Genomic DNA, 26,233 nt, shown 5'->3' with positions numbered 1-26,233 from the left:
TCGCCACCGTTTTTGTTCACAGCAGATTGAAAGAAAACTGTCATACTTCTTTGACATAGTTGGACATTCAATGGCAAAGCTCGCCATAATGAAAAAGCAACATCAATCAACCGGAGTGTGAGTTGTAATGGGCCAGGAAAAGCTATATATCGAGAAAGAACTCAGCTGGTTGTCCTTTAACGAACGCGTACTTCAGGAAGCGGCGGATAAAAGCAATCCACTGATTGAGCGCATGCGCTTTTTGGGCATCTACTCCAACAACCTCGATGAATTTTATAAAGTGCGCTTCGCTGAACTTAAGCGCCGTATCATAATTAGCGAAGAACAAGGGAGTACCGCCCATTCTCGCCATTTGTTAGGCAAAATTCAGGCCCGCGTTCTGAAGGCCGACCAGGAATTTGACAGCCTGTATAATGAGCTGCTGCTGGAGATGGCGCGTAACCAGATCTTTTTGATCAATGAACGCCAGCTTTCGGTGAATCAGCAGTCCTGGCTACGCAACTATTTTAAACAGTACCTGCGTCAGCACATCACCCCGATCCTGATTAACCCAGAAACGGATCTGATCCAGTTCCTGAAAGATGATTACACCTATCTGGCGGTCGAAATCATCCGCGGGGAAACCATCAATTACGCCCTGCTGGAGATTCCGTCAGATAAAGTCCCGCGGTTTGTCAATCTGCCGCCGGAAGCACCGCGTCGCCGCAAACCAATGATCCTGCTTGATAACATCCTGCGTTACTGCCTGGATGATATCTTTAAAGGCTTCTTTGACTACGATGCGCTGAACGCCTACGCGATGAAAATGACCCGCGACGCCGAGTACGATCTGGTGCACGAGATGGAGTCGAGCCTGATGGAGCTGATGTCTTCGAGTCTGAAGCAGCGTCTGACGGCGGAACCGGTGCGTTTTGTTTATCAGCGCGATATGCCGGACACCATGGTGGAAATGCTGCGCGAGATGTTCTCCATTTCACGCTACGATTCAATGCTGCCAGGCGGGCGCTATCATAATTTTAAAGACTTTATCGGCTTCCCGAACGTCGGTAAGGCCAATCTGGTCAACAAGCCGCTGCCGCGCCTGCGCCACACCTGGTTTGATAAGTTCCGCAACGGGTTTGACGCCATTCGCGAACGCGACGTGCTGCTGTACTACCCGTATCATACCTTTGAGCACGTGCTGGAGCTGCTGCGCCAGGCCTCATTCGATCCGAGCGTGCTGGCAATCAAAATCAACATTTATCGCGTTGCCAAAGACTCACGGATCATCGATTCGATGATCCACGCAGCCCATAACGGCAAAAAAGTCACCGTGGTGGTGGAGCTTCAGGCGCGTTTCGACGAAGAAGCCAATATCCATTGGGCGAAGCGTCTGACCGAAGCCGGCGTCCACGTTATCTTCTCTGCGCCAGGGCTGAAAATTCACGCCAAGCTATTCCTGATCTCGCGTAAAGAGGGAGAGGAAGTCGTCCGCTACGCGCATATCGGGACCGGCAACTTCAACGAAAAAACCGCCCGTCTGTACACCGACTATTCGTTGCTGACGGCAGATGCACGTATCACCAATGAAGTGCGCCGCGTCTTTAACTTTATCGAAAATCCATATCGCCCGGTGAGCTTCGATTACCTGCTGGTTTCGCCGCAGAACTCGCGCCGCCTGCTGTATGAAATGATCGACAGAGAAATCGCCAACGCCCAGAACGGTCAGCCTTCTGGCATCACGCTGAAGCTGAATAACCTGGTTGATAAAGGACTGGTGGATCGACTTTATGCCGCGTCAAGCTCCGGGGTTCCCGTTAACCTGTTGATTCGCGGCATGTGCTCTTTGATTCCTGGGCTGGAAGGGATCAGCGAAAATATTCGCGTCACCAGTATCGTCGATCGTTTCCTTGAGCACGACCGCGTCTATGTTTTCGAAAACGGCGGCGACAAACAGGTTTGGCTCTCCTCTGCTGACTGGATGACGCGCAATATTGATTACCGTATTGAGGTCGCCGCGCCGCTGCTGGATCCGCGGTTGAAGCAGCGCGTACTGGATATTTTTGATCTCTTATTCAACGATACGGTCAAAGCACGCTATCTTGATAAAGAACTGAGTAATCGCTATGTGCCGCGCGGCAATCGCCGTAAAGTGCGCGCACAGCTGGCGATTTACGATTATCTCAAATCACTCGAACAACCCGACTAACCTATGCCAATAAACGAAAAAACCCCTCGTCCGCAGGAGTTCGCTGCGGTCGACCTTGGTTCAAACAGTTTTCATATGGTGATCGCCCGCGTCGTCGACGGAGCCATGCAGATCATCGGTCGCCTGAAACAGCGGGTTCACCTGGCCGATGGACTGGATGAAAACTCCGTGCTCAGCGAAGAGGCGATCGCCCGTGGGCTTAATTGCCTGTCGCTGTTTGCCGAACGCCTGCAGGGTTTTTCTCCCTCCAGCGTCTGCATCGTCGGGACACACACCTTACGTCAGGCCGCCAACGCCGCGGAATTTCTCAAGCGCGCGGAAAAGGTGATTCCCTATCCGATAGAGATAATCTCCGGTAACGAAGAAGCGCGCCTGATCTTTATGGGCGTCGAACATACGCAGCCGGAACGTGGCCGTAAGCTGGTCATTGATATCGGCGGTGGTTCGACGGAGCTGGTGATTGGCGAGGATTTCGAACCGCGTCTGGTTGAGAGCCGTCGTATGGGCTGCGTCAGCTTCTCGCAGATCTATTTCCCCGGCGGCACCATCAACAAAGAGAATTTCCAGCGCGCGCGTCTGTCGGCGGTGCAGAAGCTGGAAACGCTGGCGTGGCAGTTCCGCATCCAGGGCTGGAATGTGGCGCTGGGCGCATCCGGCACCATTAAAGCTGCGCAGGAAGTGCTGGTCGCCATGGGTGAGAAAGATGGTTTTATCACCCCGGAACGCCTTGAAATGCTGGTGGATGAAGTGTTGAAGTATAAAAACTTTGACGCGCTCAGCCTGCCGGGTCTGTCGGAAGAACGCAAAGCGGTGTTTGCTCCTGGGCTGGCTATCCTCTGCGGCGTTTTCGATGCGCTGGCGATCAAAGAGCTGCGCTTGTCCGATGGCGCGCTGCGTGAAGGCGTGCTGTATGAGATGGAGGGACGTTTTCGCCATCAGGATATCCGCAGCCGCACCGCGCAAAGTCTGGCAAACCAGTACAACATTGACCGTGAGCAGGCGCGTCGGGTACTGGAAACGACCACCCATATATTCGAACAGTGGCAGGAACAGAACCCCAAACTGGACAACCCGAATCTGTCGGCGTTGCTGAAATGGGCGGTAATGCTGCACGAAGTGGGGCTGAATATTAACCACAGCGGAATGCACCGCCACTCGGCTTATATTCTGCAAAACAGCGATTTGCCGGGCTTCAATCAGGAGCAGCAGATGCTGATGGCGACGCTGGTTCGCTATCACCGTAAAGCGATCAAACTGGATGATTTGCCCCGCTTTACGCTGTTTAAGAAAAAGCAGTTCCTGCCGCTCATTCAGCTTTTACGCCTGGGTATTTTGCTGAATAACCAGCGTCAGGCGACCACCACACCGCCCACGCTCAGGCTGAAGACCGAAGCCAATCACTGGACGCTGATCTTCCCGCATGACTGGTTCAGCCAGAATGGGCTGGTGCTGCTCGATCTGGAAAAAGAGCAGCAGTACTGGGAAGGCGTGCCTGACTGGCTGTTGAAAATCGCCGAAGAAGAGCCTGAAAGCAAAAACTAGTCCCGAGGCCGGGTTGCTCTCACCCGGCCCGCTTCTTCCCCATCAGCTCGCTTCAGCCGTTACCGCCGTCACCAGAGACGCCAGTGGAACCGGCTGGCCAATCTCGTACCCCTGCAGATAATCAATCCCCAATGACAGCGCCGCCTGTCGAATCTCCGGCGTTTCCACACACTCCGCCACCACCTGCATATTCTTCATCCGCGCCAGATGGCAAATCGATGCCACGACCTGGTAATCAAGACTGCTGGAGTGCAAATTACGAATAAAGCTACCGTCAATCTTCAGCAGATCAACGTTCAGCGTTTTCAGGCGCGCGTAGCTGGCGTAGCCGGTACCAAAGTCATCGATCGCCACCCGACATCCCAGCGCCTGCAAATGCGCCAGCGTTTGCCGTGCCTGCTCAGGGTTGCTGAGCGAGTGGTTTTCCGTTAACTCAAATAATAACTGCCACGGTTCAACATGATACTGCGCCAGCAGCCGCTCCACTTCGCCGGGAAACTGGCTCCGGCTGACGGAGACCGGCGAAAGATTCACCGCCAGCCGCAGACCGGGTAAAATTGTCCGCTGCTGGTTCATAAAGGCGAGCGTATTCTCCAGTACCCACAGGTCAATACGGGATGACAGGCCAAACTCATGCGCCACCGGGAGGAAATCATCCGGGTAAATAAGCTCCCCGTCATCTCCCGCCATACGCAGCAGAACTTCATAATAGTTGTCACCGCGAATACCGACGATCGGCTGCGCCATCAGACAAAAATGGTTCTGCTCCAGCGCCTGCTGGATCTGGTTCATCATCACCACTTTATCCCGTAAGCCGTGCTGAATATGTATAGCCCCGCGACGCTGCATATTTTCTGGCTGGCCGCTGGTCAGAGACATATCAGCAATGTTATTCAGCTCGCCTAAAAGCAAATAGAGGTGCTTCACCGGTGAGCGCACGCTGCAGTAACTAATCCCTACCGCGGGCTGCAGAGGTATACCGTCCCAGATAAAGCGAAACCGTTGGATACGTTCATCCAGCGCGGCAATGCGCGCCTTATGATCGCCGCTGTTCAGACGGAGCACCAGATCGTGTCCGGCCAGATGGTGAACGGCCTCGTTCGGCTGGAGTAAGTCGCCCAGATGTTCAGCCAGTTTTTGTTTATATTGAATACGCAGCATAACGCCATAATGGCGCCCCAGCAGCTCCAGCTCAGGAATGCGTAAAAAGCACAGCACCGACCACATTGCGCTGTCCAACGACCGACTCAGCGCCCGTAAATTGGGCATATGGACAACCGGATCGAGAAAAGCCATCCGCCGTACCCTGGCATGAATCAGACGCTGCCGGGTCGCCAGCATGGCCATATAAGTAATAATAAAAGAGAACACCAGATAGCTCGAAGAGGTTATGGTCAGCTGATGGGCATATCCCGGAGAGAAAGGCAAATAGCGATAATGAAAGTGAATAATGATGATTAAAACCGGCGTCCAAATCATTGCGATACAGCGATAGCCAAAGCGCATCGCGCCCCACAACATTACCGGCATGAGTAATGACAATGTATAGTTTGTGCTAAATATCGTACTCTGACCATTCAGCGGTATTAATAACAAACCCAATAACATTAACAATGTTATCGACCATAAAACAAATTCACCACATTTTATTTTTGGATCAACCTGTAACTTCGCCTGTGAAATAAAACTACGCAGATAAAAAGGATTGCGAAGAATACGAATCAATAAATAGCACAGCGGAACGCCGGTTAAACCGCCTACCATCAAGGCTTGAAAAGTAATCAGGGAGCGTAAACTTAGCGGATCGATCCCGACCAGCCCCGTCGTCCGCGGATGCATGCCGAGATACTCGGCAATCTGAGAAAGTATGAGAAAAATGAGCGATGGCAGCAGCATCTGCCAGAACAGGCGATACGGCATCAGGCTCACGTTACCGTGGTAAATATGCTGGCGGCGCGGCACAAAAATCCGATAGCCGCCCCAGCACAAAACCGCCGGGATAAGAAAATGGAAAACGACCACAATCGCCTCCCACGGATTCATTCCCCGGGCCACGGTGCACAGCAGACCGATGATAATACCGGGCAGCGCTGCCACATCAAAAAACAGCATAAGACTCTGGACCAGCGCCAACGGTAAATAGTAAAGCGAAACTTCACTACCATCCAGCACGGCATAGGAATTTGCCCCTCGCGCCAGAGGCAGTAAAAGCAGGGGTAAAATCAGCGGAAGCGCCCACCATTTATCCCGATACAGTCTGTATTGTTTAATTATTTTCATTGATGCTCTACAGATAACCCAAATTCCCGCTGGGTATATTCAGGTAGGCATCCAACCTAACCATCCTAGCCGCATAAGGAATACCTACGCGGAACAGGCAAGAGATTTTAGTTATCAGCACACGCGGACTGTTGATATAAATCAATAAATCTTTTAGCTATGATTAATAAAGCTTATTTTTATGCGTCTGTTCGAATGAAAGAAAAAGGATGTGAATGTGATAATTATCTTACATAACATTAAGTAATGTTTGAGCGGCGGATTTTTACATCCCCATCAATTGACCCTGCTGCATTCCTGTGCCTTAATACCCTTATCGCCCCAGTTGTGGGTATACCTCAAGGAACCTTTTGTGAGTCAGGCACCCAGTATGCGTAAACGACATCGATTTAACCGTCGCATGACCCGTATCGTACTGCTTATCAGCTTTATCTTCTTCTTTGGACGCTTTGTCTACTCTTCTATTGGCGCCTGGTATCATCATCAGGACAAGATCGAGTCCCAGCAATCGACGATCCCGGTTGATACCACGCCGCGGGAATAAGCCAGCACATTACGGTGCCAGCCAGTACGGCATAACATTGCTTTAAACGGTAAACTGCACCTCTCGCAGCAGGCGCAGCATCTCGCCGATCCCTTTGCTGAGAATTTTATCCTGACGCATCACGACCCCCAACTGACGGTGGAGTAGTGGCGTCAGCGATTGAACGCGTAACCCCTGCCGATCGTCATGATGCGCCACCGCCATGCGTGGAACAATGCTGTATCCCAGTCCGGCACGCACCATTCGCTTGATGGCTTCAATGCTGCCCAGCTGCATCACCGGCGAAATATCCCGCCCGCTGGCACGAAACCAGCCATCAATCAGCTCCCGGGTTCCGCTCCCGGCCTCAAAGGCAATCAGCGGCAGCGCCTGCAGCACTTCCGCCGTCAGCTCCAGCGGCAGCGCATCCTGTCCACAGGCAAAAATAAACACAAACTCCTCATCCACCAGCGGATCTATTGCCAGGTTGCGCCCGTGGGCCGGAAGCGTGACCAGTCCGAGATCGAGTCGGTTCTCCTCCACGGCGCGCACGATATCCAGCGTATTTCCGGTCGTCACGCCTACCGTCAGCAGCGGATGCGCCTGCCGCAGCTGCTGTAAGACCGGCGGTAAAAGATGTATGCAGGCCGTGGCCCCCGTTCCGAGCGTTATCGCGCCGCTGATTTCGCGATTAAACTCGCTCACCGACAGTACCGCCGCGCTGACCGCCCGTTCAATATTGTCACCGTGAGCCAGCAGAGCCATACCGGCCGCCGTCGCTTTAATCCCCCGTCCGGTCCGCTCAATCAGCCGGGTCTGCAGAAACTGTTCCAGCTGACGTACCTGCAGGCTGACCGCGGGCTGCGATAGCCCCAGGACATCCGCAGCAGCCGAGAAGCTCCCCCGCTGTACCACCAGCCGGAAAGTAGCCAGATTTCCCAGATTAAGCGTCGTCATCTCAAAGTTTCTCTTATAAGGGTCATAAACCAACGAGTCTGCCTGCACAATAGCGCGCAGGTTATGCTACCGGCAACTGCATAACAGACTGAGATACGATGAAAAATATGGAAAACAGACGCGCCGCGTCCGGCATGCTGACGCTTGCCGCTGGATGCAATCAGCTGATTAACTGGGGGATCTCATTTTATATGCCGGGCACTTTTTCCCGGGCTATCGAGCAGGACACCGGCTGGCCAACGACGCAAATCTACCTCGGCCTGACGATCGCCATGTTGATAATGGCGTCGATCTCCCCGTTTGTCGCCCGCCTGCTGGCCCGGTTTGGCGGCCAGCACATTGTGGTCAGCGGCACGCTGGCGATCGCCGCAGGATGTTTCATCATGGCGGCCGTACCGACTCTCTCCGGTTGGCTGGGCGCCTGGCTACTTACCGGTATCGGAATGCGTCTGGCGCTGTATGATACGCTGTTTGCCGCGCTGGTGAATCTTTACGGTCAGCAGGCAAGACGCACCATTTCCCGCGTGACGCTGGCTGGCGGCCTGGCTTCCGCTCTGTTCTGGCCACTGGGCGCATTTTTGCTGACGATGATGAGCTGGCGGGAGGCGTTGCTGGTTTATGCCCTGCTGGGACTGTTCAGCGCGCTGCTGCTCTGGCGAATGCCGAACGCCAGGCGACCCGCGGCGATACGGCCAGAAGCGCACCGGCCCGCTTCCCGCCAGCAGAGACAGGTTGCTCTGCTGTATGCGGCGCTGATCGCGCTGGTGACATTTGTTTCTAATGGAACCTCCACCCACCTGCCGGAATTTATCGCCCACTACGGTCTGCCGGTGGCGGCGGGGATGCTTTGGGGCATTGGCCAGACCGGCGCCCGCTTTCTGGAGGTCGCCTCGGGTTCGGTGCTCACGCCGCTTCGACTTACGCTGCTGACCACGTTGCTGATGCCGGTCTGTTTCGCCCTTGGCCTGAGCGGGCCTTATCTCCTCGGCACCGCCGGCGGATTTGTGCTGGGCTATGGCGCCATCAATGGGTTAACGACGGTATTTAAAGCCACGCTACCGCTAGAGCTTTTTGCCGCCGAGGATTACGCCAGACGCACCGGTATCCTGTTGATCCCCGCCCAGCTGCTGGCTGCCGCCTCCCCGTTTGCCTACGCCTGGTTAACTCAGCAGTTCGGGGTTCAGGGAAGCTTAGGTTTTTCCGCTGCGCTGACGCTGGTGGTCGCCGGGCTGGCGCTCGCCATTGCCCGGAGCCAGTCCCGTCGGCCGCCCGAGACGATGCCGGTAGCCATTGATTCCTGAGCTTCGTGGCGATATCTGCACGCCCCTTAGCGAGGAGGTATCTCCCCGTTTTTCCGACAGACCATTGCGATAAAACGATCGCGGACGGCGTCCGCCGCCTGAGGATTCCAGGCCAGGCCAACCTGCCATTGCGCGCCCTCCCCCGTCACGGTAACGAGCTTTATGCCTGCCGGCAGAAGATGACATGCGCCGGCAGGAAGCAGCGCAACACCATTTCCGGCGGCAACCAGCGCCAGCAGGGTGTGAATATCGTCAGCATCCGTCACGATGTCAGCGGACAGGCGGTTGATTTGCAGGAAATGCGCCGTTTGCTCTGCTAACCCCCGGCCGCGCCGTGGGTTAATTTGCAGCAGCGGGAACTGTCGGAGCACCGAGGCGATATCCGGCAGCGCCTCCGTTGCGCCAGCGGGCACGGCAAGCACCAGGCTCTCTTCCATCAGCGCCCGGGCCTCAAGCGCCTCCGGAACAGGCATCCGCACGAACCCGGCATGCAGCTGCCCCTCCAGTAACATTCGATACTGCTCGTGGGAAGCGATATCGTTGAGGGAGACCTCAATATCGGGAAACTGCTGGCGAAAGGCTTTAACTTGCGCCGGGGCCAGCTGGAAGGTTGAGATGCCGAACCCCAGCGCCAGCGTGCCGACGTTTCCGCGCCGGACCTGCTCCGTCCAGGCACAAAACTGGTCATGCTGCGCTACAAAATGGCAGGCCTGAGAATAGATAGCCTCCCCCGCCGCGGTCAGCTGTGCTCCCTGCCGCCCCCGCTGAAAAAGAGTCATGCCCGTCAGATGTTCCAGGGTCTGGATTTGTTTCGTCAGCGCCGGCTGGGTCAAACAAAGCCTCTCCGCCGCCGCATGGTAGCGTCGCAGCTGGGCCAGAGTGACGAACGCCCGTATTAATCTGATGTCCATTCCAGTCCCTTATCAAACGCGGAGAAAGCGTGATTATACATCCTGTGTCTCTGCTGGCGTAATGAGCTCAGTTTTTCGCAACGAGAAGAGACCTATGAACAACGAACTCCAGGTGGCTACGGTACAGTTCTGCCACCGCGCTAATGATAAGTCCTATAACCTGGGCATTATGGAACGCTTTATTCATCAGGCAGCCGGCGAAGGGACCCGCATTCTGGCCTTTCCCGAAATGTGCATTACCGGCTACTGGCACGTTATCGATCTCAGCGCCGAGGAGGTAAGCTCGCTGGCCGAGACCATTGACGACAGTCCTTCCCTGGCGAGAATTGCCCGCCTGGCGCAAAGTTATGAGATGGCGATTGGCGTAGGGCTGATTGAAAGAGCGAGTGACGATCGCCTGTATAACACCTACGTCGTTTGTATGCCGGATGGCCAGAGGCATATCCACCGCAAGCTGCACGCCTTTGAACATCCGGCGATAGACCGGGGGAATCGCTTCACCGTCTTCGATACGCCGTGGGGAGTGAAAGTTGGCGTTCTGATCTGCTGGGACAATAACCTGACGGAAAATGCCCGGGCTACCGCGCTGCTGGGCGCGGATATTCTGCTGGCCCCCCATCAAACCGGCGGCACGAACTCCCGCAGCCCGTTCGGGATGAAGCCCGTTCCTGTTGCCCTTTGGCAGAACCGGTATCAGGATCCTGACGCGCTGAAAGCGGCATTTCAGGGCCGTAACGGTCGGGAATGGTTGCTCCGCTGGCTGCCCTCAAGAGCGCATGATAATGGGATGTTTATCTTATTCAGCAATGGCGTCGGGCTGGACAACGGGGAGGTGCGTACCGGAAATGCGATGATTATCGATCCCTATGGCCGCATTATTGCCGAGACCGATGCGTTTGAAGACACCCTGGTCTGCACCACGTTGGATTTAAACCTGCTGGCCATGTCCACAGGCCGACGCTGGATTCACGGCAGACGCCCCGAGCTCTATGCGATTCTGAGCCAGAATCAGGGTTATGAACGCGATGCCCGCAGCGCGCGTTTCTCAACGGAAGTGCCGCAGTTCAGCGATAACACTCAGCATTAATCCGGCGGTCAAAAAGAAAAGCCCCCTGATAAAACAGAGGGCTTCGTTTAACCACGCCGGGGAGTTATTCCCACTCGATGGTTGCCGGCGGCTTGCCGCTGATGTCATAGACGACGCGGGAAATGCCGTTCACTTCGTTGATAATGCGGTTGGAAACGCGGCCAAGGAAGTCATATGGCAGGTGCGCCCAGTGGGCGGTCATAAAGTCGATGGTTTCGACCGCACGCAGGGAAACGACCCAGTCGTACTTACGGCCATCGCCCATTACGCCGACAGAGCGGACCGGCAGGAACACGGTGAACGCCTGGCTCACTTTGTTGTACAGGTCAGCTTTATGCAGCTCTTCGATGAAGATAGCATCCGCACGACGCAGCAGATCGCAGTACTCTTTCTTCACTTCGCCCAGTACGCGAACGCCGAGCCCCGGCCCCGGGAACGGATGACGGTACAGCATGTCGTACGGCAGGCCCAGCTCCAGACCAATCTTACGCACTTCGTCTTTGAACAGCTCACGCAGCGGTTCAACCAGCCCCATTTTCATCTCTTTCGGCAGGCCGCCCACGTTGTGGTGAGATTTGATGACGTGTGCTTTACCGGTTGCAGACGCTGCGGATTCGATGACATCCGGGTAGATGGTTCCCTGCGCCAGCCATTTAACATCTTCCAGCTTCAGCGCTTCTTCGTCGAACACTTCGACGAACACGCGGCCGATGATTTTACGTTTGGCTTCCGGATCGTTCTCGCCTTTCAGCGCGTCCAGGAAGCGCTTCTCGCCTTCCACGTGAACGATGTTCAGACCGAAGTGATCACCGAACATGTCCATAACCTGCTGGGCTTCGTTCAGACGCAGCAGACCATTGTCCACGAAGACGCAGGTCAGGTTTTTACCGATAGCGCGGTGCAGCAGCATGGCGGTCACGGAGGAGTCCACGCCGCCGGAGAGGCCGAGGATCACTTTGTCATCGCCAACCTGCTGGCGGATACGCTCAACGGCATCGTCGATGATTTTTGCCGGCGTCCACAGAGCTTCACACTGGCAGATGTCACGCACGAAGCGCTCCAGCATACGCATACCCTGACGGGTGTGGGTCACTTCCGGATGGAACTGCACGCCATAGAAGCGTTTTTCTTCGTTCGCCATAATGGCAAACGGGCAGCTTTCAGTGCTGGCAACGGTTACGAAGTCAGACGGGATCGCGGTGACTTTGTCGCCGTGGCTCATCCAGACGTCGAGCAGCGGTTTACCTTCAGCGGTCAGGGAGTCTTCGATACCGCGCACCAGCGCGCTATCGGTAACAACTTCAACCTGCGCATAGCCGAACTCGCGCTCATTAGAGCCTTCTACGTGGCCGCCCAGCTGCATTGCCATAGTCTGCATACCGTAGCAAACGCCAAACACCGGTACACCGGCGTCGAAAACATACTGCGGCGCGCGCGGGCTGTTATGTTCAGTGGTGCTTTCCGGGCCGCCGGAAAGAATGATGCCGCTAGGATTGAACTCACGAATCTGAGCTTCCGTTACGTCCCAGGCCCACAGCTCGCAATACACCCCTAATTCACGTACGCGACGCGCAACCAACTGGGTGTACTGAGAACCGAAGTCCAGGATTAGAATGCGATGTTTATGAATGTTATCCGTCATTGACGTTTATTCCAGAGCAGTAGCGATTAAATAAAATCGCCCGGCGCATGACCGGGCGATGAAAATCAGGAGCCCATGCGGTAGTTCGGGGATTCCTTGGTGATCGTCACGTCGTGAACGTGACTTTCCTGGATGCCAGCACCGCTGATACGCACGAATTCCGCTTTAGTACGCAGGGTGTCGATGGTACCACAACCGGTCAGCCCCATACAGGAGCGCAGGCCACCCATCTGCTGGTGAATGATCTCTTTCAGGCGACCTTTATAAGCAACGCGGCCTTCGATACCTTCCGGCACCAGTTTGTCCGCGGCGTTGTCGCTCTGGAAGTAACGGTCAGAGGAGCCTTTGGACATCGCACCCAGAGAACCCATCCCGCGATAAGATTTGTAAGAACGCCCCTGGTAGAGCTCGATTTCACCCGGGGACTCTTCGGTGCCCGCCAGCATGGAGCCGACCATCACGGCAGCAGCGCCAGCAGCGATTGCTTTGGCGATATCGCCGGAGAAACGGATACCGCCATCGGCGATAACCGGAATGCCGGTACCTTCCAGCGCTTCTACCGCGTCTGAGACGGCGGTAATCTGCGGGACACCAACGCCGGTGACGATACGGGTAGTACAGATAGAACCAGGGCCGATACCTACTTTCACCGCGCTCACGCCCGCTTCAGCCAGGGCACGTGCGCCGGCGCCGGTAGCCACGTTACCGCCGATGATTTGCAGGTCAGGATATTTAGCACGGGTTTCACGAATGCGCTGCAGAACGCCTTCAGAATGGCCGTGGGAGGAGTCGATCAGCAGAACATCAACGCCTGCAGCAACCAACGCATCTACGCGCTCTTCGTTGCCCGCGCCTGCGCCAACCGCTGCACCGACGCGCAGACGACCATGCTCATCTTTACACGCATTCGGCTTACGTTCCGCTTTCTGGAAATCTTTAACGGTAATCATGCCGCGCAGATGGAAGCCAGCATCAACAACCAGCGCTTTTTCAACGCGTTTTTCGTGCATTTTGGCAAACACGACTTCGCGGCTTTCGCCTTCACGCACGGTAACCAGACGCTCTTTCGGCGTCATGTAAACGCTGACGGGCTGGTTCAGGTCGGTCACGAAGCGAACGTCGCGACCGGTGATGATACCGACCAGTTCGTTGTCTTCGGTCACTACCGGATAACCGGCAAAGCCGTTACGCTCGGTCAGCACTTTTACTTCACGCAGGGTGGTTGTAGGCAGTACGGTCTGCGGATCGGAAACCACGCCGGACTCATGTTTCTTCACGCGGCGAACTTCTTCCGCCTGACGCTCGATGGACATGTTTTTGTGAATAAAGCCGATGCCGCCTTCCTGTGCCAGGGCAATTGCCAGGCGCGCTTCTGTTACGGTATCCATGGCTGCGGAGAGCATAGGAATATTCAGACGAATGGTTTTCGTCAGCTGGGTGCTGAGATCGGCAGTATTCGGCAGAACGGTAGAATGAGCGGGAACGAGGAGGACGTCGTCAAACGTCAGAGCTTCTTTAGCGATACGTAGCATGGGCAATATCTCGACCAGGGTGGATAAATATTGCCGTGGCATTATACAGAGCGTAACCGATTGCATCTACCCTTTTTTGAAAATAATACTTGCGATCGTCCATCAGCAGGTTACTATCGACTGAATAACCTGCTGATTTAAAATTTGATCTTGCTCACATGTTACCATCTCAATCCCCTGCAATTTTCACGGTCAGCCGCCTAAACCAGACGGTTCGCCTGCTGCTGGAACAGGAAATGGGTCAGGTCTGGATCAGCGGCGAGATCTCCAACTTCAGCCAGCCCTCTTCCGGCCACTGGTACTTCACCTTAAAAGACGATAACGCCCAGGTGCGCTGCGCGATGTTCCGCAACAGCAACCGTCGGGTCACTTTTCGCCCGCAGCACGGCCAGCAGGTACTGGTGCGTGCCAATATCACCCTGTATGAGCCGCGCGGCGACTATCAGATTATCGTTGAGAGTATACAGCCTGCCGGCGAAGGGCTGTTACAGCAAAAGTATGAACAGCTAAAAGCGCTGCTGGCGGCGGAAGGTCTTTTCGATCGGCAGTATAAGCAAGCCCTCCCCTCCCCTGCGCGCTGCGTGGGCGTCATCACCTCGAAAAGCGGCGCGGCGCTACACGATATTCTGCACGTGCTGAAAAGACGCGATCCGTCGCTGCCGGTCGTTATCTACCCCACGTCGGTTCAGGGCGACGATGCGCCAGGGCAAATCGTTCGCGCCATAGAATTAGCCAACCTTCGCGAAGAGTGCGATGTGCTGATCGTTGGCCGCGGCGGCGGTTCTCTGGAAGATTTATGGAGCTTCAACGATGAGCGGGTAGCGCGGGCGATTTTTGCCAGCCGCATCCCGGTCGTCAGCGCCGTCGGCCATGAAACCGACGTCACCATCGCCGATTTTGTCTCCGACCTGCGGGCGCCAACCCCTTCAGCGGCCGCAGAGATTGTCAGCCGCAATCAGCAGGAGCTGCTGCGCCAGCTGCAATCCGGACAGCAGCGTCTGGAAATGGCGATGGACTATTTTATCGCCAACCGTCACCGTCGTTTTACCCAGCTGTTCCATCGTCTTCAGCAACAGCATCCGCAGCTACGATTAGTGCGCCAGCAAACGGCGCTGGAAAGGCTACGGGAGCGAATGCGCCTTGCGCTTGAGACGCAGATGAAACGCGCCGATCAGCGTCAACAACGCGTCATTCAGCGTCTGAACATGCAAAACCCGCAGCCGCGCATCCACCGTCATCAGTCGCGCATTCAGCAACTCGAATACCGCCTCGCCGAGAGCATCCGTTCGCGTTTAAGCGAGCGCCGCGAGCGCTTCGGCAACGCGGTGACCCATCTGGAGGCGGTGAGTCCGCTGGCAACGCTGGCCCGCGGCTATAGCGTCACCTCAGCCAGCGACGGCAAAGTGCTGAAGCAAACCAAACAGGTGAAGGCAGGCGATATGCTGACCACTCGTTTAAATGACGGCTGGGTCGCAAGCGAAGTCAAAACGATTACGCCCGTGAAGAAAACCCGGGCGAAGAAAAAGTAACAACGGTTATTCTACCGCCGCCCACTCCACGCGTTTTTTCGAAATCAGCCCGTGCCCGTTCTGGCAAAAATAATCCACTGCGCCACACGCTTTTAAAACCTCCAGCGGTTTGTGGCAATCCGGGCAGCGGGCTTGCAGGGCAAACTCTTTCGCACAGTGCTGACAGTGTGCATTCTGATCCTCTACTGCCAACGGCGCGCGACAGATGGGGCATGCAAGTTCCATGATGATTCCTTACCGAATGTTCGTCCGCCCAGTTTACCACGGCGGTGGTTCAGTGTGGCCCACGCAATTGCTGCTGTAGCTCAAGCAAGAGCGCCACTTCGTTGATCCGTCGCTGCGTTAACCGGGACACTTCCTCAGGAGCGCGAACAAACAGGCTCTCTGTTCCCAGAATATGCTCGCCCAGGCAATGCTCATAGATAGCGCCCGGACGCCGCCAGCGCTCAATACGATCGCCAGCAATCAGCTCCACCACTTCGCAATTATCGCGCCGGTCCTGATTGATAATGCGCCCATCGCGTAGCCAGATGCGCAGCCCTTTTTGTCCTCCCGCCGGTCCGGCATATTTGTTCAGCCAGATATTGAGCGGGATGCCGCTGAGTTGCCCCTGCAGATGGGCCTTGCCTTCCGCGGTTTGCGTATCTCCCCGGGCAATGGCATGACCCAGGCGATCGCTGACCTGCCGGACTTCAAGGTGCATCTCATCCGTCCCACCACAGTAGCGGATTGTTTCGCGCAGCATCGCCAGCACATGCGTACCAATATCAAGAATCACGCCGTCAGGATGACGCAGCTGGCGCGTATCCGGCTCACCGGTGGCAAAATTGAGCGCCACGGGCTCGCCCTGGTCGTTAAATCCGCTGGGCTCCTGCAAAAATCCGTCAATACGGGCGATATCCTGGATTGATGACAGCAGAGGCCGACGGGGCTGCGCCGCATCTTCCCCCTGCCAGCGCTCGTCCAGCTCACCCAATGCCAGCTTCAGCGCACCGTCCCGCGCCATCCAGTGATCGAGCGCCAGTACCCGCCGCGCATGCTGCGGCTCGTTGAGCAGCTCACGCAGACGGGTCATTTGTTCAAGAGTCGCAACAACCGGTTTTTCCACCACAATGCGCGGACAGGCTGATGCCAGCGCCGCCTCCAGCACCGGAAGATGCTGCAACGACGCGGTGGTGATAAATAGCAGATCTAACGGCTTTCCGAGTACTGCCGCTAGTGACGCACAGCGGGTTATTCCCGGTAATCTTCTGCCAGGATTCGCATCGAAACCCCAGCATTCGTTCATGGGGATCCCCAAATGCCTCAGCGCGGGAAGATAAGCGGTTTCGACTACCGCGCCCAGCCCAACAAATCCAGTCTGCATAGTGACCTGCCAGTAAGTCGGTGGAAATAATATGGGTATTATACACATCGAACGGGCGGCGAACGTGGATTCACCAATGTCGCGAGTTGTTACGAGATAAAAAAAACCCGCCAGCGGCGGGTTTCTCTATTACTGGATTACTTGCTTTTCTTGATGTGTTTAATCAAGCGTTTACGCTTACGCATCTGGTTCGGCGTCAGGGTATTGCGTTTGTTGGCAAACGGGTTTTCCCCTTCTTTGAACTGGATACGAATTGGCGTACCCATTACGTCCAGCGACTTGCGGAAGTAGTTCATCAGGTAACGCTTATAGGAGTCCGGCAGATCTTTTACCTGATTACCGTGGATGACCACAATCGGCGGGTTATAACCGCCGGCATGGGCATATTTCAGTTTCACGCGACGACCACGCACCAGCGGCGGCTGATGATCTTCTGCCGCCATGGTCATGATACGGGTCAGCATCGCCGTCCCGACGCGACGGGTCGCGCTGTCATACGCTTCGCGTACGGATTCGAACAGGTTACCTACGCCGCTGCCGTGCAGTGCGGAGATAAAGTGGATACGTGCAAAGTCAATGAAGCCCAGACGGAAGTCCAGCGTCTCTTTAACCTGCTCTCTCACTTCCTGGCTCAGGCCATCCCACTTGTTGACCACAATCACCAGCGAACGGCCGCTGTTGAGGATAAAACCGAGCAGAGAAAGATCCTGGTCGGAAATCCCTTCACGCGCATCGATAACCAGCATCACCACGTTGGCATCTTCAATGGCCTGCAGCGTTTTGATGACCGAGAATTTTTCGACCACGTCGGTAATTTTACCGCGCTTACGCACGCCCGCGGTGTCGATGAGCACGTATTCACGTTCATCGCGCTGCATCGGAATGTAGATACTGTCGCGCGTGGTTCCCGGCATGTCGTAGACCACCACGCGGTCTTCGCCCAGGATACGGTTGGTCAGCGTGGATTTGCCCACGTTCGGACGACCCACAATCGCCAGCTTAATCGGCAGATCTTGCGGGTTGAAGTCGTCTTCCGGCTCTTCCGCTTCTTCACCGTTCTGTTCCGCTTCAAACTGCGCCCAGTACGCCGCATCTTCATCGACCTCTTCCGACGGGTCGATCTCTTCGGCCCACGGCAACAGGACGTGCTCCAGCAGGCTGGTCACGCCGCGACCGTGAGACGCAGCGATCGGATGGATATCCCCGAGACCCAGCGACCAGAAGTCGGCAATGGCCTGATCGGCATCAATGCCGTCGGTTTTGTTCGCCACCAGGAAAGTCGGCTTTTCACGCGAGCGAAGATGTTTGGCGATCGCGGTATCAGCAGGCATCAGGCCCGCACGCGCATCGACCATAAACAGCACGACGTCCGCCTCTTCAATCGCCAACAGCGACTGTTCAGCCATACGGGTTTCAACGCCATCTTCTGTGCCATCGATACCGCCGGTATCGATACAGATAAATTCACGACCTTCAACTTCAGCACGACCGTACTTACGGTCACGAGTCAGCCCCGGGAAATCCGCGACCAACGCATCACGAGTGCGCGTCAAACGGTTGAAAAGCGTGGATTTTCCAACATTAGGGCGCCCGACAAGCGCGACCACAGGTATCATGTTAAATGCCTCTTACAAATTGCTATGCAACATCGATTTAACGACGTTTTTAAAAAAGTCAAAACGGCCCCTGTCTGCCAGGAGCCGTTTCTCAATTCGCACTATACCCGTTGTCTCTCAGTGAACGTCGCCGCCGGCTGCGTTGCCGGCCGCCGCGAAGAAACTCAAGAGCCGCGGGGTAAGCCGCCACGACTAACGCGTAATAGAATACAGCGTGCCGTCGGTTGCCTGGATCAGCAGTCGACCATCGGCTACCACCGCGTCGGTACGGAAGCCGGAGCTATCCACTTTTTGCTGAGCCACAAAGTGACCATCTTCCGGGTTCACCCAGTGCATATAGCCTTCACTATCACCGACCACCAGGTTGCCATTATACAACACCGGCGCGGTCAGCAGGCGATGCAATAGATCGCTTTGCGTCCACAGCGTCACGCCACCTTCGGTGGAGAGCGCCAGGATGCGGTCATTCTGATCGACCAGGTAGATACGGTTGCCGTCAACGATAAAGTCGTTCACGGAACCCAGCTCACGCTTCCACATGATCTGGCCGCTGCGCAGATCCAGCGCGGTCAGGTTGCCATTATACGCCAGCGTGTATACCACACCGTTGACGATAACCGGGGTCGTATCGACGTCATTCAGACGATCGATTTCCGTCGGTCCGGTCGCCTGGGAGATACGCTGCTGCCAGATAATCTGCCCTTGCTGCATCAGCACGGCGCTAACGCGACCGTTATCGCCGCCAACGATGGCTGCGCCATAGGCGGTCGCCGGAGCAGATTCACCGCGCAGAGAGAGCGCCGGCATATCCAGGTTAACGGTCCACTTCACCGCCCCATCCGCTTCATTCAGCGCCTGCAGCTGACCGTTACTGGTGTGAACCAGAACCATGCCGTCGCTGACGACCGGGCGAGAAATCGCTTCACCCGCAACGCGAGCCTGCCACGCCACCGTACCATCGCTGGTATTCAGGGCGAACAGCTGCGCTTTTTCGCTGCCGATATAGACATGACCACCGGAAACGGTGATACCGCCAGAGAGCAGCGCAGGCGTGCGAGAGAACCAGCCGTCTTTTTCAGCCAGGTTCACCGACCACACCTCTTTCCCGTCGTCAGCGTTCAGCGCTTTGACGGTGCCCTTACGATCGGCCGCATAGACTACGCCGTCGGCAAAAGCCGGGTGCAGGTTAGAATAGAAATCGCCGATACCATCGCCAACAGAGGTGCTCCAGGACGTGGACGGCGTAAACTGATTTTCCACCGTCGGCAGCGGTGACATTTTCACCACATCTTCTTCGCTGTTAAACAACGAACAACCGCTTAATAAGGTAACGGAAAGCAGCCCTGGCAAAAGTAATTTACGCAATTGCATCGAGTCCCTCTCAGATGGACAGATTATTTATTTTCATACGCATCATTTCGCTGAGCGCAGGTGAAGCATCGCTTTTCACGCCAGCTTCCCAGGCCGCGCGAGCGCCTTGCTTATCGCCTTTGTTAAGCAGAATCTCACCACGGAGATCGGCAACAATAGCGACCCAGCCTTCACCTTTAATACCATCAAGGGTTTTCAGCGCTTCATCAGGTTTCTTCAGCTGCAGCTGCACACGCGCAAGACGCATATTGATAACCGACTTCAGGTTATCATCCGGCGCGGCGGCCAGGCCCTGCTGAAGCTGCTTTTCGGCATTTTGCAGATCGTTCTTATCGACAAAACGCTGGGCCAGCTCCAGAGAAGCAAACGCGCCATAGCTGTTTTTGCTATCGGCAGCAAACTTTTCCGCCGAACCGATCGCTTCCGGCTTGTCTGATTTGAGCGCGGAAATGGCGTTTTCATAGGCTAAAGAGGATTCTCTCGCCGTATCCTGCTGATGAGAACTCCAGTAGCGCCAGCCAACCAACGCGCCAATCCCTAAAATCACACCAACGGCCAGCGCTTTGCCATTTTCGGCAAAGAAACGCTTGAGCGCATCGACCTGATCGTTTTCGTTGTTATACGTTTCCACGCAGTCCTTCTCCTGACTAATGATTCCCGGGAGATTAACCCAGAAGTGCGCGCAAATGCGCAGCAACGCTATCCTGCGTTACGGTAGTTTGCTCACCTGAGCGTAAATCCTTCACTACCACGTTTCCGTCAGCAATTTCTGATTCACCGACCACCAGAGCAACGCGAGCGCCCCATTTATCCGCGCGGGCAAACTGTTTCTTAAAGTTGCCGCCGCCGTGGTTGGTCATCAGCTTAGCGCCGGGCAGCTCATCGCGAACCCGCTCAGCCAGACGCATCGCTGCAGACTGGGTATCGGTTCCGGAAGCCACCAGGTATATATCGACAACAGGATCGGCTTTAAATTCCGGATTTACTGCCTGAACCAGTAAAACAAGACGTTCCAGCCCCATAGCGAAGCCTACGGCCGGCGTTGCGCGCCCGCCCAGCTGCTCTACCAGACCATCATAACGACCGCCGGCACAGACCGTTCCCTGGGAACCGAGGCTGGTGGTGACCCACTCAAACACGGTACGGTTATAATAATCCAGGCCGCGCACCAGGCGCTGATTGACGGTATAGCGAATCCCAGCATCGTCCAGCAGGGCACACAGGCCCGCGAAATGCGCTCTGGAGTCTTCGTCCAGGTAGTCGCCCAGCGCAGGTGCATCGTTGAGCAGCGCCTGTACTTCCGGATTTTTGGAATCGAGGACGCGCAGCGGGTTGGTATACATGCGGCGTTTGCAGTCTTCGTCGAGCTTATCTTTAAACTGCTCAAGATAGGCGACCAGCGCATCGCGATAGGTTGCACGCGCTTCCAGCGAACCGATGGAGTTCAGCTCCAGCGCAACGTGGTCAGCGATGCCCAGCTCACGCCACCAGCGAGCGGTCAGCATGATCAGCTCAGCATCGATATCCGGCCCCTGCAGGCCAAAGACTTCAACGCCCATCTGGTGGAACTGGCGATAGCGCCCTTTCTGCGGACGTTCGTGGCGGAACATCGGCCCGACGTACCACAGACGCTGTTCTTGATTGTACAGGAGACCATGTTCGATGCCGGCACGTACGCAGCCCGCCGTCCCTTCCGGACGCAGCGTCAGGCTATCGCCATTGCGGTCCTCAAAGGTGTACATCTCTTTTTCAACCACGTCGGTCACTTCGCCGATCGCGCGTTTGAATAACGGGGTCTGCTCTACAATCGGCAAACGGATTTCGCTGTAACCGTAGCTGCCGAGCACCTGTTTCAGTGAGCCTTCAATGCGCTGCCAGAGAGCGGTCTCGCCCGGCAGATAATCGTTCATGCCACGGATGGCTTGAATGTTCTTTGCCACGTTTATTCTCTTTATTTATATACAAAAATGAACCCCGACGCCGCGCGTCTGCGGGTTCAATCATACACGGGAAGTGATACACCGCCCCGGATTATTTCTCTTCAACCTGCTGAACATTGATGCGACGCGCTTCATCAAGCATCGAGGCTTTAGCACGAATCCGTGCTTCCAGCTGATCGATCATATCGTCGTTGTCCAGCCTGTCTTTACGCACGCCATCTTCATAGAGGCCGCTTTTTTTATTGCCGCCGGTCACGCCAAGCGTTGAAACCAGCGCTTCGCCCGGACCGTTCACCACGCAACCGATAATCGAAATATCCATCGGCGTAATAATGTCTTCCAGACGTTGCTCCAGCGCGTTAACGGTGCCGATAACGTCGAACTCCTGACGCGAACAGGTCGGGCAAGCGATGAAGTTGATCCCGCGGGCGCGGATGCGCAGGGATTTCAGAATGTCGAAACCGACCTTGATCTCTTCAACCGGATCCGCCGCCAGGGAAACGCGCAGGGTATCGCCGATCCCTTCAGACAGCAGCAGCCCCAGGCCGATCGCCGACTTCACCGCGCCGCTGCGGGCGCCGCCGGCTTCAGTGATCCCAAGGTGCAGCGGCTGATCGATCTGCTTCGCCAGCAGACGATAAGATTCCACCGCCAGGAAGACATCGGAAGCCTTCACGCTGACCTTAAAGCGATCGAAGTTGAGACGATCGAGATGATCGACATGACGCATGGCTGATTCCAGCAGCGCCTGCGGCGTTGGTTCGCCGTACTTTTCCTGCAGATCTTTTTCCAGCGAACCGGCGTTGACGCCGATACGGATAGGAATATTTTTATCGCGGGCGCAATCAACCACCATGCGGATACGTTCTTCGTTTCCGATGTTGCCCGGGTTGATACGCAGGCAGTCCACACCGTACTCCGCCACTTTCAGGGCAATACGGTAGTCAAAGTGGATATCGGCGACCAGCGGGACGTTGACCTGCTGCTTGATGAGCCTGAACGCTTCCGCTGCATCCATCGTCGGAACGGAGACGCGGACGATATCCGCGCCAACGCGCTCTAAGGCTTTGATTTGGTTTACCGTCGCAGCCACATCGGTGGTGCGAGTATTGGTCATCGACTGTACGGCGATGGGAGCACCATCGCCAATCGGCACATTCCCAACGTAAATACGTTTTGATTTTCTACGTTGAATCGGAGCCTGGTTATGCATGAAAAATCTCCCGCGTTACCCGTCTGTTACTGCGCCGGTGATGTTTCGGCATTAAGGGTCAGACGCGCAACCTGGTTAGTTCTGATAAAACGACTCAAATCGACGGGTTTACCCAGATACTGAATCTGTACCGCTGCCGGCGCGCCAATTTTCAGTTTATAAGGCGCCTGACCGCTCAGGTTCAGATTACCGCCCTTACGTTGCAAACCGCTGAACAGTTTTTTACCGGTTGCATCGCTCACTTCCAGCCAGCAGTCGGCAGAGAAGTTCAGGACCAAATCCTGGGCCGCAGCGGCGGTAGCGGCGGCATTAGCCGGGGCGGTTGGCAGTGGAGAGGTCGGCGCCGCGGCAGCCGGTGCGCTATCCACATTGGCCTGAGATGGCGCCACAACGGCGTTATTATCAACCGGCGCCTGGGTAGAGGCCGGCGGCGCAGGGGTGGTATCAACCGGCGCGCTGTTGGCAGTGCTGTCCGCTGCCGTGCTGCCGGCACCGGTATCCAGCGGAATACTCTGGCTGCTGTCGCCCGCATTCAGTTCAGCGGTTGACTGGTCGGCCATTGAGGTAATTTCTTCCTGCTGGGCCTTATGGTCTTGCCACCACCAGGCGCCGCTGAGGCCAATGACCACAAACAGCACCAGCCAGGTGAAGCTCATCAGCCAGCCATCACGCTTTTTACGGCGTTTTCCCAGGGAGAAGCTCTGCATCGGCGCAACTTTCGCGGCACGAATCGGGGCCTGTTTTGCCATCATTGGCAGCAGTTCATCTTCCGGAATGTGCACAAGGCGCGCATAGGAGCGGATGTAGCCGCGCAGGAACGTAGAGGCCAGGTCGGCCGGCGCCTTGTCGTCTTCAATATCACGAACCGTGGAAACTTTCAGGCATAAGCGCTCCGCCACCGCTTGCTGGCTGAGTCCGAGTTGTTCACGGGCATGACGTAGACGCGTGCCCGTCGTATTTGCTTCTTGATGGTCTTGAGTGGCTTCAGTGTTCATTCGACAACTACTGGTACGTGAATTTAAAGTTCAGCGCCGGTTAACCCCGCGCCGCGAAACATCTGCTAAACGTCACACGAAGAGTATAAGTCCGTATGACCCACTATCACAGATACTTATCAATATTGAATGCTAAGCGGTTGTAGTGCCGCTACATACTGCCTCAAAGTCGACAAAAACGCACCGTAATTATTGCCCGAATCAGCGTATTTCGCCTGGCGATTAGGCATAAATCCGCAGCGCATGCTTCATGCCGTGCGCTGCGTCATTTATCAGACCGTCTTCACATCGATGGCTTCGCCCTGCATGCGTTTACGCAGCGTACGCTTGGTCCGGTCGATAACATCGCCGGCCAGCTGTCCACAGGCGGCGTCAATGTCATCGCCGCGCGTTTTACGCACGATAGTGGTAAAGCCATATTCCATCAGCACCTTGGAGAAACGGTCGATACGGCTGTTTGAACTACGGCCGTACGGCGCCCCCGGGAACGGGTTCCAGGGAATCAGGTTGATCTTGCACGGCGTATCTTTCAACAGCGCCGCCAGTTCATGGGCATGCTCGGTACCATCGTTGACGTGATCCAGCATGACGTACTCAATGGTGACGCGACCCTGGTTAGCGTTGGATTTCGAAATATAGCCGCGAACCGAGTTCAGGAAGGTCTCAATATTATATTTCTTGTTGATCGGCACGATCTCATCACGAATCGTATCGTTGGGGGCGTGCAGGGAGATCGCCAGCGCCACGTCGATCATATCGCCGAGCTTATCCAGCGCCGGGACCACGCCAGAAGTAGAAAGCGTCACGCGACGTTTCGACAGGCCAAAACCGAAATCGTCCAGCATGATTTCCATCGCCGGAACGACGTTAGTCAGGTTCAGCAGCGGCTCGCCCATCCCCATCATCACCACGTTGGTGATCGGGCGTTGGCCGGTAATTTTGGCCGCACCGACGATTTTCGCCGCGCGCCATACCTGGCCGATAATTTCTGAAACCCGCAGATTGCGGTTAAAACCCTGCTGCGCGGTCGAGCAGAATTTACACTCTAAAGCGCACCCAACCTGCGACGAAACGCACAGCGTCGCACGATCGTCTTCCGGAATATAGACCGTTTCCACGCGCTGATCGCCGACGGCAATCGCCCATTTAATGGTACCGTCGCTGGAGCGCTGCTCCTCAACGACTTCCGGCGCGCGAATCTCCGCGACTTCCTTCAGCTTGTTGCGCAGCACCTTGTTGATATCGGTCATATCATCAAAGTTGTCGCTGCAGTAGTGATACATCCATTTCATCACCTGATCGGCGCGGAAGGGTTTTTCACCCATGTTTTTGAAAAACTCGCGCATCTGCTGACGGTTCAGGTCCAGCAGGTTGATTTTGGCATCTTTGTTCGGCACCGTCAGAGCGGCGGTATCAGGTGTGACAATATGTTCAGACATAATCTATTCCGGCCTCGTTGTTACACGTTATGGCCCCAGGAGGGTTGAAAAAAGAAACGCCCCTATGAACGAGTGCTCGTCCAGGGGCGCTGCATTGTACAAATTCTGCTGCATCAATACCACGTTTGCACGCGGCAATGATGAAAAAATCTGTTGCTGCGTACTTCATCCTCTATGGCTTTTCGATTGGCGAAAAGACGAGGACCAGGATCGCCAAAGTATTTCAGCTCACGGCGAGACGGCAAGTTCGCAAATCCCCGGGAACAGAGATAACTATGTGACCGGGGTGCGCGAATGAAGCCAACAAAGCAGTGGCCTGAAAGACGCAGGAGATTAGCGAGTGCGCGGGCAAACCTCGCCTTCGGCGAAGAAGAACGCAATTTCGCGAGCGGCAGATTCAACGGAGTCGGAACCGTGGGTGCCGTTCTCGGTGAAGCTGTCGGCGTAGTCTGCGCGCAGGGTGCCTGCCAGGGCGTTGTCCGGGTTGGTTGCGCCCAGCAGGTCACGGTGACGCTGAACGGCGTTTTCGCCTTCCAGAACGGAGACCACGATCGGGCCGGAGGTCATGAACTCAACCAGACCGTCAAAGAACGGGCGACCTTCGTGCTCAGCGTAGAAACCGCGAGCCTGTTCAACGGTCAGGTGCAGCATTTTGGTGCCGACGATTTTGAACCCTGCAGCTTCAAAGCGAGAAAAGATGCTGCCAATAACGTTTTTTGCCACCGCGTTTGGTTTGATGATGGAAAAAGTACGTTCAATAGCCATGATTACCTCTAATAAAATGTTCTGTTGTTGCGCATA

At 55.7% G+C, this 26,233-nt stretch carries 20 protein-coding genes and 1 pseudogene; 6 read left to right on the top strand and 15 right to left on the bottom strand.

Translation table 11 applies throughout. The annotated features are described in order from the left end of the window. The first annotated feature begins 127 nt into the window (after nt 1-127). Together ppk1 and ppx are read left to right on the top strand one after the other, a co-directional pair. Complete coding sequence (ppk1, locus tag Q1L34_RS06380; protein WP_327204406.1) at nt 128-2,188, top strand: polyphosphate kinase 1; 2,061 nt, start codon at nt 128-130, stop codon at nt 2,186-2,188. A gap of 3 nt (nt 2,189-2,191) precedes the next feature. Next, complete coding sequence (gene ppx / locus Q1L34_RS06375) at nt 2,192-3,730, top strand: exopolyphosphatase (RefSeq protein WP_015583721.1); 1,539 nt, start codon at nt 2,192-2,194, stop codon at nt 3,728-3,730. 42 nt (nt 3,731-3,772) lie between these two features. On the opposite strand, the gene Q1L34_RS06370 is transcribed toward ppx, so the two are convergent. Next, nucleotides 3,773-6,010 carry a sensor domain-containing phosphodiesterase gene (locus tag Q1L34_RS06370; RefSeq protein ID WP_088401964.1) on the bottom strand — a complete coding sequence of 746 codons (2,238 nt, stop codon included), beginning with the start codon at nt 6,008-6,010 and terminating at the stop codon, nt 3,773-3,775. A 370-nt stretch (nt 6,011-6,380) separates the two neighbouring features. On the opposite strand from Q1L34_RS06370, the gene Q1L34_RS06365 reads away from it, so the two are divergent. Further along, the gene (locus tag Q1L34_RS06365) at nt 6,381-6,554 is read left to right on the top strand and encodes a YfgG family protein (protein ID WP_004866217.1); all 174 of its coding nucleotides are present in this window, start codon (nt 6,381-6,383) and stop codon (nt 6,552-6,554) included. A gap of 42 nt (nt 6,555-6,596) precedes the next feature. Here the strand turns inward: Q1L34_RS06365 and Q1L34_RS06360 are convergent. Continuing rightward, nucleotides 6,597-7,516: pseudogene (locus tag Q1L34_RS06360) on the bottom strand (LysR family transcriptional regulator). A gap of 72 nt (nt 7,517-7,588) precedes the next feature. On the opposite strand from Q1L34_RS06360, the gene Q1L34_RS06355 reads away from it, so the two are divergent. Continuing rightward, on the top strand, nt 7,589-8,791 hold the full coding sequence (locus Q1L34_RS06355) for an MFS transporter (RefSeq protein ID WP_064356780.1): 1,203 nt from the start codon (nt 7,589-7,591) through the stop codon (nt 8,789-8,791). 26 nt (nt 8,792-8,817) lie between these two features. Here Q1L34_RS06355 and Q1L34_RS06350 read toward each other — a convergent pair whose 3' ends face one another. Then, the gene (locus Q1L34_RS06350; protein WP_048024168.1) at nt 8,818-9,702 is read right to left on the bottom strand and encodes a LysR family transcriptional regulator; all 885 of its coding nucleotides are present in this window, start codon (nt 9,700-9,702) and stop codon (nt 8,818-8,820) included. Between the two features lie 94 nt (nt 9,703-9,796). On the opposite strand from Q1L34_RS06350, the gene Q1L34_RS06345 reads away from it, so the two are divergent. Next, entirely contained in the window at nt 9,797-10,789 is a 993-nt protein-coding gene (locus Q1L34_RS06345) for a nitrilase family protein (protein WP_064356779.1), read from the top strand. 64 nt (nt 10,790-10,853) lie between these two features. On the opposite strand, the gene guaA is transcribed toward Q1L34_RS06345, so the two are convergent. Both guaA and guaB read right to left on the bottom strand, forming a co-directional pair. After that, nucleotides 10,854-12,431, bottom strand: a complete 1,578-nt coding sequence (gene guaA, locus Q1L34_RS06340) for a glutamine-hydrolyzing GMP synthase (RefSeq protein WP_048024172.1) — start codon at nt 12,429-12,431, stop codon at nt 10,854-10,856. Nucleotides 12,432-12,496: 65 nt separating this feature from the next. Then, a complete protein-coding gene (gene guaB / locus Q1L34_RS06335; RefSeq protein ID WP_004866245.1) occupies nt 12,497-13,963 on the bottom strand; it encodes an IMP dehydrogenase in 1,467 nt (488 codons plus the stop codon). A 158-nt stretch (nt 13,964-14,121) separates the two neighbouring features. Here guaB and xseA point away from each other — a divergent pair, with 158 nt between their 5' ends. Continuing rightward, on the top strand, nt 14,122-15,492 hold the full coding sequence (gene xseA / locus Q1L34_RS06330) for an exodeoxyribonuclease VII large subunit (protein ID WP_327204405.1): 1,371 nt from the start codon (nt 14,122-14,124) through the stop codon (nt 15,490-15,492). A 6-nt stretch (nt 15,493-15,498) separates the two neighbouring features. Here the strand turns inward: xseA and Q1L34_RS06325 are convergent, their stop codons facing one another. The 10 genes from Q1L34_RS06325 to ndk form a co-directional block, all read right to left on the bottom strand. Beyond that, a complete protein-coding gene (locus Q1L34_RS06325; protein ID WP_162660879.1) occupies nt 15,499-15,717 on the bottom strand; it encodes a zinc ribbon domain-containing protein in 219 nt (72 codons plus the stop codon). A gap of 49 nt (nt 15,718-15,766) precedes the next feature. Beyond that, a complete protein-coding gene (locus tag Q1L34_RS06320) occupies nt 15,767-16,858 on the bottom strand; it encodes a Gfo/Idh/MocA family oxidoreductase (protein WP_069476531.1) in 1,092 nt (363 codons plus the stop codon). 137 nt (nt 16,859-16,995) lie between these two features. Beyond that, nucleotides 16,996-18,474 (bottom strand): ribosome biogenesis GTPase Der, encoded by a 1,479-nt coding sequence (gene der, locus Q1L34_RS06315; protein WP_004866324.1) that lies wholly within the window; start codon nt 18,472-18,474, stop codon nt 16,996-16,998. A gap of 192 nt (nt 18,475-18,666) precedes the next feature. Beyond that, nucleotides 18,667-19,845: an outer membrane protein assembly factor BamB gene (gene bamB / locus Q1L34_RS06310; RefSeq protein ID WP_004866328.1), complete on the bottom strand. Its 1,179-nt coding sequence runs from the start codon at nt 19,843-19,845 to the stop codon at nt 18,667-18,669. Nucleotides 19,846-19,855: 10 nt separating this feature from the next. Continuing rightward, on the bottom strand, nt 19,856-20,476 hold the full coding sequence (locus Q1L34_RS06305) for a YfgM family protein (protein ID WP_015583712.1): 621 nt from the start codon (nt 20,474-20,476) through the stop codon (nt 19,856-19,858). A gap of 34 nt (nt 20,477-20,510) precedes the next feature. Continuing rightward, nucleotides 20,511-21,785 (bottom strand): histidine--tRNA ligase, encoded by a 1,275-nt coding sequence (gene hisS, locus Q1L34_RS06300; protein WP_004866334.1) that lies wholly within the window; start codon nt 21,783-21,785, stop codon nt 20,511-20,513. 91 nt (nt 21,786-21,876) lie between these two features. After that, nucleotides 21,877-22,998 carry a flavodoxin-dependent (E)-4-hydroxy-3-methylbut-2-enyl-diphosphate synthase gene (gene ispG, locus Q1L34_RS06295; RefSeq protein ID WP_004866336.1) on the bottom strand — a complete coding sequence of 374 codons (1,122 nt, stop codon included), beginning with the start codon at nt 22,996-22,998 and terminating at the stop codon, nt 21,877-21,879. Between the two features lie 26 nt (nt 22,999-23,024). After that, entirely contained in the window at nt 23,025-23,993 is a 969-nt protein-coding gene (gene rodZ, locus Q1L34_RS06290) for a cytoskeleton protein RodZ (protein ID WP_064356775.1), read from the bottom strand. Nucleotides 23,994-24,265: 272 nt separating this feature from the next. After that, a complete protein-coding gene (rlmN, locus tag Q1L34_RS06285) occupies nt 24,266-25,432 on the bottom strand; it encodes a dual-specificity RNA methyltransferase RlmN (RefSeq protein ID WP_004866345.1) in 1,167 nt (388 codons plus the stop codon). A 333-nt stretch (nt 25,433-25,765) separates the two neighbouring features. Next, nucleotides 25,766-26,197 carry a nucleoside-diphosphate kinase gene (gene ndk, locus Q1L34_RS06280; protein ID WP_004866348.1) on the bottom strand — a complete coding sequence of 144 codons (432 nt, stop codon included), beginning with the start codon at nt 26,195-26,197 and terminating at the stop codon, nt 25,766-25,768. Between the last annotated feature and the right edge of the window lie 36 nt (nt 26,198-26,233).

Source organism: Klebsiella ornithinolytica, from assembly GCF_030505655.1.
Taxonomy (GTDB): Bacteria; Pseudomonadota; Gammaproteobacteria; order Enterobacterales; family Enterobacteriaceae; genus Klebsiella; species Klebsiella ornithinolytica.
This window is presented reverse-complemented; position numbering and strand designations above follow the sequence as displayed.